This window comes from Rhizobium sp. YS-1r (assembly GCF_000757525.1).
Taxonomy (GTDB): domain Bacteria; phylum Pseudomonadota; class Alphaproteobacteria; order Rhizobiales; family Rhizobiaceae; genus Neorhizobium; species Neorhizobium petrolearium.
In genome coordinates this window covers 288,516-299,647 of sequence record NZ_JPYQ01000009.1, presented here as the reverse complement: position 1 = coordinate 299,647, position 11,132 = coordinate 288,516, and the positions used below count along the sequence as shown (strand labels likewise).

Genomic DNA, 11,132 nt, shown 5'->3' with positions numbered 1-11,132 from the left:
GCGGCAATCGGCCCTCAGGAGCGCGACGAATGGATGCTCTGCTTCCGCCGTGCGCTGGACGAGACGATCGACAACGAAAAGCTGCGCGAGATTATCTGGCCACCGGTCGAGCGCCTGGCCCTCCACATGCAGAACCGGGAATAGGCCGATGGAAAGACTCGACAATCTGCGGCCGTTGATTCTCTTTGTGAGCGGCATGATGGGAGCCATGGGCGTCGCCCTGGCGGCAGCGGCAAGCCACGCAGGCGACACGCTGTTTCTGGGTTCCGCCTCCACCATGTGCCTGGCGCACGCACCGGTCCTGTTGGGACTTTATCTTGGCCAGAAATTCTTTCGTACCGCCACGCTTGCCGCACTGGTTCTGGGATTGGGAACGATCATTTTCGCCAGCGATCTCGTCTCCCGGCATTTTCTTGGCGACCGGCTGTTTGTGATGGCAGCGCCAACCGGCGGAACGACGATGATCCTCGGCTGGCTACTTGTGGCAGCCGGAGCGTTCTTCCGCCAACGTCACGTTTGACCATTGTTCCCTGGAACCCACCTATTTAGGTGGGTTTTCGCCGACTTGGATTGGGCGTTTAGGACGTACGGCGAACCTGCGTCTGACGGAGGTGTATGCGTAATCGGTAGCACAAGGGTACGCAAATCCGTGCTCAGTTCGCCTGCGGCAGACGCTTTCGCGTCCTCAATGTCGCCGATGACGTGACGCGCGAATGCCTGGCGGCGATCCCGGACACCTCGATCTCCGGCCGTCTTGTCGCCCGCGAACTGACGACGCTGATCGAGCGGCGTGGCAAGCCCGGAATGATTGTCTCCGATAACGGCACCGAACTCACCTCGAATGCCATCCTTGCCTGGCCGAAGGATCACAAGGTCGAGTGGCATTACATCGTGCCGGTAAAGCCAACGCAGAACGCCTATGTCGAGAGTTTCAACGGGCGCATGCGCGATGAGCTACTCAACGAGAGTCTGTTCTTTGGCCTCGATTACGCCCGGAGCGCCATCGCGCAATGGGCGGACGATGATCATCATTTCCGGCCGCACCCATCCCTCGGATATCAGACCCCGGCAGGCTACGCCCGGACTTGCCCGCTCGATCACGTCGAAACCATCGAGCCCCCAGGCATAACCCAGCCAGCCCTGGTAAAGCCCGCCGAGCCTCGTCTTGCGGGCAGAACTGTAGGAAAACGCGATCTTCGGCTCCAGGCCGCGGAAGGCAGGCACGTCGATGCCGATCTTCTGGGTAAAGAAGCCGTTGCCACCACTCGCCAGCCCCTGTTCGGCTGCATGAGCAACCCCGCCGAACATGCCATCCAGGACCGCCGCCCCCGTCACACCACCCGACAAAACGCAAAGCGATACCGTGGCGGCCAAAGCCACAAACCTTACCCGACTATGTCGCATGAGCCCCCTCGACGCGAATCAGAACGCAATCAAAACACAACCCATCCTAGAAGATCCCGCCCCCCAACATCGCATCCCCAAAAATCAGGGGGTCATCAAAATATTATAACCCGCAACAGCTTATGGAGCCCACGCCGACAGCCACAAGTTGTTGTCACTCCGAGACAATATAGCCATCGTCCTTTCCGATCGCCTTCGCGCCCGACTAACCCTAGTCGTGCGAACTTTGGCCGCTGTCGTTCCGCGCTGAACGCTGCTTTATCCAGCGTTCGATTTCACCGCTTCAAACCGCCACGAGCCGCCAACCTTGAAGACGGGTATCTTCCCCTCACTTGACGAGTTTGCAGGCTGTCTTCTCATTGATTTTGAGAAGCGTTGCGATCTTACGAACAGTGAGAATCTCGCTCATCCCACCCCCTCAGCCAGCAGTGATGGAGGATTGAGAAAATCAAAGTGAGTTGGGGAGAAAAAAGGAACTAAGGAGATAATTACGCAAACTATCTCGCATCCTCCGCCGCTTTTTCCATCGACCACTGCACGCGCTCGGCCAGAAAGCCCGCAAACGGGCGAACGTCCATATCGACGCTGGCCCGCTCAAGACCGGCGAGATACCGGTCACGATCCTCCACCGGCACAACCGTCCAGGCGTAGCCGCCCGACGCCAGCATCGCGTTCATTAAGAATCGCGCGATACGTCCGTTGCCATCAGGATAAGGGTGGACGTAGCCGATAAGCCAATGCCCCAGCACTGCGCGCACGGTAGGTTCGGTCTCCTTCTCCAGCAGATCAAAGAGCGCATCCATGCCCTCCGGCACCGCCTCTGCGCGCGGCGGCACATGCCATGATCCGCGCAAGTAAACCGAATGATTGCGATACCCGGCAAGGGCGCTTGGCTTGAGAATGCCCGCGGCCACGGACGGACCGAAAAGTTCGCGATACCAATCCCGGTGCTGCTCGTGTACGAGCGCTCCAGGAGGCGTGCCATCGAGAATAGCGGCCACGGAATCCTTCACTTTCTGGAAGGCCTGCCAGTAGCCGCGCGCGGCGAGCGCATCGCGGCTTTGCCTATCCTTTTCATCGATCTCAGGGGTCCATCCACCTTGCCGCACACGGTCGATGAGTTCGGGCGTTACGCTATAGCCTTCGATCGAGAGCGAGTGGTAAGCATCACTTTGGTAGATGTCTTCCACGAACTTCATGTAGCTGCTTTTGTCTGCGGGCAGCCTTGGCGCTTTGGGAAATATTTCCATGACAGGCGTGCGCTGGCTTTCCCAGATGGCGTTAAGCCGGGCCACGATGGGTGGCACGCCGGTGATGATGGCGGGCACATATGGCTGCTCGGCAAAAGGATCGCTTTCGCGAACGTCGTAGTCTGCGCTTTTCATGGTTTTGACGATCTCATCCGCAAAGCCGGTGCGGCCCACGCGGCGGAATGCCCCGGCGATGCGCCCCGCGACGGCGGAATGCCCGCCATCAAGCAACCGGCCCAGGATACCGGACACGTCACGCACGGCTGCCAGCACGACCTGTGCTTCGATGGGTGTGCGCCGAAAGAAGCCTTCCGGCACTTTGACGAGAGCTGCATCCGGCGCGTAGACACGCAGGCCATTTTTCTCCGCCATGTCTTCGGGCGCAGGCATCTCCTTGACCTTGAGATCGTAAAGCGAGATGCCGAAGAGAAGTTGCAGATAGTTATTGGTTCCTTTGGGGCTGTTGACGATGACCTGCGGCGGGATCGCGGTCGCTTCCGCGTGCAGCAGGAGCGACTGCTCCGGTGACAGGAACCAGTTGTTCCCGAACCGGTCGTGGCAATAGCGCGCACAGAACTCCCAGAAGGACGCATACCAGGGTGTCGTGTCCCCCGGCAGGGCCTGCGGCCCGGTCGACATAAGCCAACCCTTGATGACATCGCGCAGGAACCCGTGCTGCAAGAGCCGCTCACGATGGGCACGGCTAAACTCGCTGGATTTAAAGATTCGCTGCCCCCCACTTTGCAGCTCCTGCAAGACGCCCAGGGAGTTGGCGAGCTTTTCGTTCGGTGCGGCCATTGCTTCATACCAAGTTTTTTATGCTGCGCGACTACAAGTATATGATGCAACTCAAAACAAGTCAAACATGTCGCGCCATTGCAAGTATTTAATGCCGAGAAATCGCACGTGAATTATGTCGTGACGCTTATCTGGCATCAAGGGCTCGGCAGATATGGCGGATGCAGGAACATGCCCTCACGCTCAGTGTCAGCGGATCGTCCGCCCGCTCTTGGCTGCGCAGATAGGCTTTCAAAAGCATGCCCAGTGTTCACTGGTCGCTGAATTCCGCCACGCCTTTGCGATGCAGTTCAATGTAACGCCGACCGAGCGCTGAGAATTCGGCCTCATTTTGCGTGATTGCTAATGAATGTCGCAGATGCATCACGATCTGGGGTCTGAGTAGCAATGGAACAGAAAACCTACATAAGGATTTTAAGGTTCTTCGTCCGGATCGGCGGTTTTCGGATCGCGTAGCGGCCTGAGTTCGCCTCTGGCCACGAATTCGGGTTTCCATCCGGTTGCCGCGTCGGCGTCATCCGTCGGACGGCGGATTCTCCGTGGCATTGCGGAACATGCGCACGAGCGTGCGGCGCAGCTTCTGCCGCTGCTCGAACTGGGCGCTCATGCCCGGGTCTGCCACGGCGTCGCAGGTCCCGGGGAACGGGCTCCGCTCCAGCTCCTCCACGCAGCGGGCGGGCCAGCTCGCCGATGCCGCGATCGCTCGACGATACCTATCGCGCGCTTTGGTGCACAGCGCTGGCGTGTCGTCGGTGCAGCCCATCGCATAGGCCAGATAGGCGATATAGTCGCGTTGCCATGCCGCGTCCGAAAGCCCCATGTCGTCAGCAGTGGGGAGGCTTTCGGCCAGGATCTCGCAGCCGTTTCCATCGATGAACGGTTCGGTATTATGCAGGAAGCAGGAGCGTGACAGGGGCCGGAACGCCAGATCGACCTGCGGCTTCGCTGTCAGACCATTGCGATAGATGATGCCCAGATATTTGCAGGCATAGGGGCCTATCCCGGCATCATCGGAGTCGCAGACCAGGGTCATCCGATCCTTCGCGATGCCGTAGTTCCGACGGGCGGGATCGAGGAAATAGATTTTGCCGGCCTCGTAACAGCCGCCCATCTGAAAACCGGCCGCGCAGGAGCGTTCATAATTTGCCAGGGCAGCGGCAGCATCGTTCCGCTTTTCGGCCGCGACACCGGCGCTCCAGCAACTGTCGACGTTGCTATCCTTGACGCAGGCTGGCGGGGATGGGTCTTGCGTCGAAGGCTGCGCGTGGACAGCTCCGCTGCTTGAAGCGATCACCATCACCAAAGCAAGCAGTAACGATCTCATTTTTCTCTCGGACGATGGCACGGTTTGATCGCCGTGCTACCGGAATTATTGCTTGTGATCGCTTTATACAGGAAATGATCTGGCCGAATCACAAATCTCCCAGCGCTGTCGATCCTTCTATGGCCGATTTCAAAGAATGAGGCAACGGGTGGAGAGGCAGCTGGCACACCCCAGCCGATGCAGAGATGGCGTCGGCAATCATGCACCAAGTTCGATTGACACGATTGATAGCACGTCAGCAAAGATAAGGCCGGCGCACTCTGATCGATAGGAGGATTGCAAGGTCTACTCATCATCAGCACGCCAGTGCCAGACTTTGGCGTCGAATCGACGACTCGACCGCGTCCAACGGCTCCTATACAGGAGCCCGCTGCCGGAGTACCGGCAGAATCAACAAGGCTGAGGTAGCGATGGGACCGATCGAACAACTTCGAGATGCAATCGCTGCGAGCAAAGTTATGCTCGGCCCGCAGATTGGCGACGGTTTTATCTTCGGTACGGCGCGCCTTTTGGCAACTGGCGCTCATGTCAACGTCAACGTGGACCCTGAACTGGAAGACAGGTCGGGAATAGATGCCGGAGCGCTCGTCGCTGCCATCGAACGGGTTCTTGAGGTGAGCTTTCAAGTTTGGCGGCGGATCATCGATGGCATCGCCGAAGAGATCGAGGGCGCTGTCGGTGGCGAGAATGTGATCGAGACCACGGATCTGCGTGACGATTTGGCCGTTCGTTCAGTGGTCGTTTTTGCTGACGCCACTCTCCTATCCTTTGCGGCCCCGATGCAGTTTCCTGACAGTTGGATCCGCGTGCAATTGGACGAGGACTTCGAGGTGGAGGATGTCTCCATCGATCCGAAAGATGAGGATTGAGACCATTGAATCCGCTACGGAGCATCATCTGAGGCTACAAAGCCGGAGTTCCACCTATGCTCAGGGGATCGAGGTGCTGACGGATGTCGACGCCGCGCTGGCGCTGATCGCGTCTCAGTTCAGCGGGTTGTGGCGTGCGTAATGGGGATTCGGCTTAATGACTCCCACGTTCGGTGTGGTCATCGTCCCACTCGGTCAGTGCGCGGCAGGCAGACTCATAGTCGCCCGTTTGCTGCGCCTGCTTTTGTAGACGCGCAATCAAGGCACGTTCTTCGTCAACCGTCGGCATTTCACCTGGTGCCCATGCCCGACCGGCGGCCAGATCCCGTTTTACGCGGGCTTCGAACTCTGCCTGATCGCAGCCGGAGGTGAATAGTATCGATGCCAGCATGGGTAATGGCCGATACGCGGCATAGGCTAGCCCGGCAAGCAGGCCAGCGAATAGATACAGCTTGAGCTTTCTGCCCATTGCCATGCTCCTCATCTTGCGTCCGAGGTACTCCACAAGGGTTTCGGTTTCATATCTATGGTTCGGGCACTGTAAACTTAACGTCGATCGGGCGATTGAAGGCACTTCTACTTGGGGCTGTCGATCAAATCCGAGCGATCTGCGCCCACATGTCCATTGCTGCTGAACGAAGTTCGCGATGATGGTTGGAGGTCATGTCGTGGCGCGGGATGTGGAACAGGTTGGCAATCGGATCGTGGATTGAAACGAAGCGTTGCAAATGTCGTAGTGATTTGAACCGCTTCATGATCCTCTCTCGTCGTCGAATCGGCTGATGGGAATTTTCCGCCCGATTGTTCAACCCTTTGTGGGAACGATGCTCTACGCTTGGCATGATCTCTCGTCTTGCAGCGTCATAGGATCGAAGCTTGTCGGTGATCATCACCCTCGGCGCTCGACCTTTGCCCTTCAACAGCTTACGCATCAGGCGCTTGGCAGGCTTGGCATTGCGGCGGCTTTGTACCAGAGCATCCAGGACAAAACCATCTTGATCAACTGCGCGCCACAACCAGTGTTTCTGGCCGCTGATCGAAACGACGATCTCGTCGAGGTGCCATTTGTCGCCGAGCCGGCCGGCCGTGCGTCTGTGGATGTCGTTGGCGAAGGCGCGACCAAACTTCTCTGCCCAAAGCCGGACTGTCTGATGCGAGACGAAGATGCCGCGGGCGGCCAGCATGTCCTCGACCATTCGCAAGCTCAATGGGAAGCGGAAATAGAGCCATACGGCGTGGGCGATGATTTCGGCGGCAAAGCGATGGCGGTGATAAAGCGAATCACGGTCTGTCATGGCCAAACATCGCACACCGCAATCCAAGTTCCGTTAACTTTACGATGCCAAAGCACTGTATGAAAGCGTGAGCAATCATTCTACTGACCAATGTTTAGATATAAAAATTGGTCATTAAAGCGACGGTTGCAGCAAGTGACCAAATTTTGTATATAATCTTCGGTCACAAGGTAGGATAGTTATGCCGGATCCCACATCGGACACTCTGGAACGCATTCACCAAAGGATTGCCGGTGCGGCGCCTTCGGGCGTTTGGTCGCGTTCCGATTTTCTCGACATCGCAACGCCCAATGCCGTCGAAAAGGCCCTGCAGAGGTTGACCAATCGCGGCGACATCCGCCGCCCTCATCGTGGTCTTTACGACAAGCCAGCTATTAGCCAACTGACCGGCAAGATGGTGTTTCCGCCACGCGCCTCATTCATCGATGCCATCGCACGACGTGACAAGCTTCGTGTTTGCGTTGATGGCATGACGGCTGCCAATGATCTTGGCCTGACGACGGCCGTCCCCGCCAGGTCGACAATCTATGCGGACACATATCCCCGAACCATAGAGATCGAGGCCAATGCCGGCGATGCCGAGGCCACGAAGCCGGTTATCTACATCTTGGACTTCAAGCGCATTTCGGCGAAGACCGCTTTTTGGGCGGGCCGGCCGGCAATGCGAGTGATCCAGGCCCTCCATTGGTTTCGCGACGAGCGCTCCAATCTGGAGGCAGTTGTCGATGCTATCGTCCGCTACGTGGCACGAAGCCCCCACAGGCAGCCGATTGTCGAGGATCTGCGCGAAAACATCCACGCCATCCCAGCCTGGATGTACCAGGCTGTGGAGACCATAACCGCCGATCCGCCGCCCCCGGAGGAGGAAGGCACTCCGCTGGGCCACGACGGAAAGGATGAACATGCGCCAGGGTTTCGTTGATGTCCTTCGCTCAAGCGCTGACGAACAGAGAGCACTATTCTCCGCCGCTGCGTCCGATCTGGAGACGCGGGCCGAGAATATCGAGAAGGATCTCTACGTCTGCTGGGTGCTCGACTTCCTGTTCAACCGACGGAGGGACGGTGCTCTTGGCCTCTATTTTAAGGGCGGCACCAGCCTCAGCAAAGCATATGGCCTGATCCAGCGTTTTTCCGAAGACATTGACATCGGCATCTACAAGGCGGATCTAAAAGTTCCGCTCGAGGCCGATATCGCAGCGCTCCCCTCCGTCAATCAGCAACAGAAGGCTCTGGCCGAGCAGGTGGACGAGGCTGCACGGCATTATATGTCCGGGCCGCTCAAGCGTTTGCTCGATGAGGAAATCGCCACGGTCGAGGGACAGATCGGACAAACGGGACATTTCTCGCTCGCCTTCGGGTACGATCTCTACCGGAAGAAGGAGGCGCTCGACGTACTGGTTCTGGGATACAGAAGCGTCTTTGACACGAGCGGCGGCTATGTCGAGGCGGCGGTGCGAATCGAAGGCGGGGCACGCCCGGATCCGGTTCCGGCCGAGAAGCGAGAGATCATTCCATACGTTGCCTCGGAAATGCGAAAGGGCACTGACCTGACGGTCCAGAATGTAACGACCGTCAAGCCGGAGCGCACTTTTTGGGAGAAAGTTCTGATCCTTCACGCGATGACGGAGATGACGGAAAAACGAAGCATGCAGGATAGTCCTGAGCTGAAAGTTCCAGACCTCAATCGATACTCGCGCCACTACTACGATGTTCATCAAATTTGGACGAATCCCGACTACGGCAAGGCCATTGCATCGATGCTTGACCTCGCCGAGGCTTGCCGCCGGCATAAAGAGCTAATGTTTCGCGCACCGGACCATCGATATGATCGAGCCGTGCCCGGTAGTTTTCGGTTGGCGCCAACGCCCGAGATGCGCGAGAAACTAAGAGCCGACTACGCACGAATGTCTGCCATGATATTTGGAACGCCGCCTGAATTTGAGTCCGTCATGACAAGCATTCAGGAGCTGGAAACGCTTCTCAACACTGTCGCCGACAAACCCTTGCTTTGAAAAACCCGTTCGCCATGACGGGGAAGTCCGGGCGGTCCTCGTAATAGAACGTGATCCCCGCACCCGAATAGCTGATCGACTTGGCATAGCAGCCAGGCAGGTCCGGGCAGCTATAGCCGTAATTGACGACCTGCCCGTTGGTGTCCTTCACCTGGGTCAGAAGATAGCGGCCGTCGTGCTGCAGCTTGTAGTCCGTCGTGCCCGAGGCCGGGCTGGTGCCGGCAATCGCCATCACCGACTTGAACAGCGACACCGTCCCGTCCCGGTCGGTCACCGTCCAGGTGTTGGCCGCCGCGTCGAAGCTCACCCGCTTGAAGTTCTCGTTCTCCGTCACATGCGTGCCGCCGGCCGTACACGAGGCCGCCACCATGCCCTCGGCGCAGGCCACCAGTTCCTCGCCGTTCAGCAGATAGACGTCATTGGCATCGAAATAGGGATAGCCATAACCCGGACTTGCCCGCTCGATCACGTCGAAACCGTCGAGCCCCCAGGCATAGCCCAGCCAGCCCTGGTAAAGGCCGCCGAGCCTCGTCTTGCGGGCAGAACTGTAGGAAAGCGCGATCTTCGGCTCCAGGCCGCGAAAGGCAGGCACGTCGATGGCGATCTTCTGGGTGAAGAAGCCGTTGCCGCCGATCTCCGGCACCGATGGCCTTTCCGGCGCGTTGACCGCCGGTGCTTCCTGGCTGGTTGCCGCCGCCGCCATCGCCGTCATCGCCTGCGGTTCTGCGGCATCCTCGTCCGTCGCCTCGGCTTCCGCCTTGTCGGCCTGCGGCTCTTCGCCGTCGCCGTCACTATCGGCGGGCTTGCCGAGCGCCGTGCCGTTCGCCTGACCGGCCTCGTCCTGACCGGCCTCGCCATTGCCGTTGGCGCCCGAGCCGATCGCCTGCGCCCGGTCCACCGCCCGATCGTCAGAAGAAAGGCCGGAGCCATCCGGCTGCACCGTCTGACTGCCCGAAGCGCCGGCAGATCCACCCTGCCCCGCCTCCACGGAACTCCCGCCGAGACCACCGTTGCCGAAGCCACTCCCGCCACTGCCGAAGCCACCCCCCGTCGGCGTCTGGTCGGCGGCAAACGCAACACCGCCGAACATCCCATCCAGCAGCACCGCTCCCGTCACCCCACCCGACAAAACGCAAAGCGATACCGTGGCGGCCAAAGCCGCAAACCTTACCCGACTATCTCGCATGAGCCCCCTCGACGCGAATCAGAACGTAATCAAAACACAACCCATCCTAGAATGCCCCGCCCCCAACACCGCAACCCCCAAAATCAGGGGGTCATCGAAATATCACAGGCGATAACAATTGCTGGCTATTCCCGGAGCGGTTCATATCCGCGCATCTGACGCGGAAATCGTTTCGAAAGATGGCCCCCGCGTTTGGCGAGCCAATCAGAAAAAAATGCCAAAGCCCCAGCTTGCGGCTACGGATCTCGGATAAATTTGCGTCGTCTATCAGTTAGGTCATAACCGTGGCATTCGGCGACCCGCTGCGGCCCGCGCTGTTTGCCGGGCAGGTCACCGTGATCTGACCGGTCGGAGGTCCGAAGGCGCCGCGGCACCATTGCTGCCATGATCTGAATAACGGGCATGTCCCGGCTGATTGGTGTCGGCTGGCGCATTTCACCAGGACGTGGATTGGCGGACAAGTCGAGTGGTTTTCAAACTGCGGGATCATCTTCTGCATCCTTTCGAGTGTCGCCATCACGGTTATTGGCTCGTCGACTTTTCGTCGGGCGATGGCAGCGTTTAGCTCTGCCTTCGCCGTGCGATGGACGAGACGATCGACAACGAAAAGCTGCGCGAGATTATCTGGCCACCGGTCAAGCGCCTGGCCCTACACATGCAGAACCGGAAATAGACTGATGGAAAGACTCGACAATCTGCGGCCGTTGATTCTTTTTGTGAGCGGCATGACGGGAGCCATGGGGGTCGCCCTGACGGCGGCGGCAAGCCACGCAGGCGACACGCTGTTTCTGGGTTCCGCCTCCACCATGTGCCGGGAACGATCATTTTCGCCGGCGATCTCGTCTCCCGGCATTTTCTTGGCGACCGGCCGTTTGTGATGACAGCGCCAACCGGCGGAACGACGATGATCCTCGGCTGGCTACTCGTGGCAGCCGGAGCGTTCTTCCGCCGACGTCACGTTTGACCATTGTTCCCTGGAACCCACCTATTTAGA

Annotated in this window: 10 protein-coding genes and 4 pseudogenes; 9 read left to right on the top strand and 5 right to left on the bottom strand. The window is 58.8% G+C overall.

Going from position 1 to position 11,132, the window contains the following annotated elements:
* The 3 genes and pseudogenes from JL39_RS10740 to JL39_RS30920 all read left to right on the top strand — a co-directional run.
* A pseudogene (locus JL39_RS10740) lies at window positions 1–144 on the top strand (globin); the annotation flags it as partial.
* Between the two features lie 4 nt (window positions 145–148).
* Entirely contained in the window at window positions 149–520 is a 372-nt protein-coding gene (locus JL39_RS10735) for a DUF423 domain-containing protein (RefSeq protein WP_037149556.1), read from the top strand.
* Window positions 521–654: 134 nt separating this feature from the next.
* Window positions 655–1,080 (top strand): annotated as a pseudogene (locus JL39_RS30920) (integrase core domain-containing protein); the annotation flags it as partial.
* A gap of 821 nt (window positions 1,081–1,901) precedes the next feature.
* Here the strand turns inward: JL39_RS30920 and JL39_RS10720 are convergent.
* Together JL39_RS10720 and JL39_RS10715 are read right to left on the bottom strand one after the other, a co-directional pair.
* Entirely contained in the window at window positions 1,902–3,452 is a 1,551-nt protein-coding gene (locus JL39_RS10720; RefSeq protein WP_037149548.1) for a Fic family protein, read from the bottom strand.
* A 514-nt stretch (window positions 3,453–3,966) separates the two neighbouring features.
* Window positions 3,967–4,776 carry a hypothetical protein gene (locus tag JL39_RS10715; RefSeq protein ID WP_152601096.1) on the bottom strand — a complete coding sequence of 270 codons (810 nt, stop codon included), beginning with the start codon at window positions 4,774–4,776 and terminating at the stop codon, window positions 3,967–3,969.
* 410 nt (window positions 4,777–5,186) lie between these two features.
* Between JL39_RS10715 and JL39_RS10710 the strand changes: the two genes are divergently transcribed.
* Window positions 5,187–5,645, top strand: a complete 459-nt coding sequence (locus tag JL39_RS10710) for a cytochrome C5 (protein ID WP_037149757.1) — start codon at window positions 5,187–5,189, stop codon at window positions 5,643–5,645.
* Window positions 5,635–5,787: a hypothetical protein gene (locus JL39_RS31930; protein ID WP_161784754.1), complete on the top strand. Its 153-nt coding sequence runs from the start codon at window positions 5,635–5,637 to the stop codon at window positions 5,785–5,787. The genes JL39_RS10710 and JL39_RS31930 overlap by 11 nt, the downstream gene beginning before the upstream one ends.
* 12 nt (window positions 5,788–5,799) lie before the next feature.
* Here the strand turns inward: JL39_RS31930 and JL39_RS10705 are convergent, their stop codons facing one another.
* Both JL39_RS10705 and JL39_RS10700 read right to left on the bottom strand, forming a co-directional pair.
* Window positions 5,800–6,114 (bottom strand): hypothetical protein, encoded by a 315-nt coding sequence (locus tag JL39_RS10705; protein ID WP_037149545.1) that lies wholly within the window; start codon window positions 6,112–6,114, stop codon window positions 5,800–5,802.
* A gap of 124 nt (window positions 6,115–6,238) precedes the next feature.
* Window positions 6,239–6,940: an IS6 family transposase gene (locus tag JL39_RS10700; protein ID WP_037149542.1), complete on the bottom strand. Its 702-nt coding sequence runs from the start codon at window positions 6,938–6,940 to the stop codon at window positions 6,239–6,241.
* Between the two features lie 181 nt (window positions 6,941–7,121).
* Here JL39_RS10700 and JL39_RS10695 point away from each other — a divergent pair, with 181 nt between their 5' ends.
* Both JL39_RS10695 and JL39_RS10690 read left to right on the top strand, forming a co-directional pair.
* The gene (locus JL39_RS10695; protein WP_037149540.1) at window positions 7,122–7,862 is read left to right on the top strand and encodes a DUF6088 family protein; all 741 of its coding nucleotides are present in this window, start codon (window positions 7,122–7,124) and stop codon (window positions 7,860–7,862) included.
* A complete protein-coding gene (locus JL39_RS10690) occupies window positions 7,843–8,952 on the top strand; it encodes a nucleotidyl transferase AbiEii/AbiGii toxin family protein (protein WP_037149539.1) in 1,110 nt (369 codons plus the stop codon). The genes JL39_RS10695 and JL39_RS10690 overlap by 20 nt, the downstream gene beginning before the upstream one ends.
* On the opposite strand, the gene JL39_RS10685 is transcribed toward JL39_RS10690, so the two are convergent.
* Window positions 8,921–10,108 carry a hypothetical protein gene (locus JL39_RS10685; RefSeq protein WP_200883938.1) on the bottom strand — a complete coding sequence of 396 codons (1,188 nt, stop codon included), beginning with the start codon at window positions 10,106–10,108 and terminating at the stop codon, window positions 8,921–8,923. The genes JL39_RS10690 and JL39_RS10685 overlap by 32 nt on opposite strands.
* A 595-nt stretch (window positions 10,109–10,703) precedes the next feature.
* On the opposite strand from JL39_RS10685, the pseudogene JL39_RS32460 reads away from it, so the two are divergent.
* Together JL39_RS32460 and JL39_RS10675 are read left to right on the top strand one after the other, a co-directional pair.
* A pseudogene (locus tag JL39_RS32460) lies at window positions 10,704–10,811 on the top strand (globin); the annotation flags it as partial.
* 4 nt (window positions 10,812–10,815) lie between these two features.
* Window positions 10,816–11,102 (top strand): annotated as a pseudogene (locus JL39_RS10675) (MYXO-CTERM sorting domain-containing protein).
* Window positions 11,103–11,132: the final 30 nt, after the last annotated feature.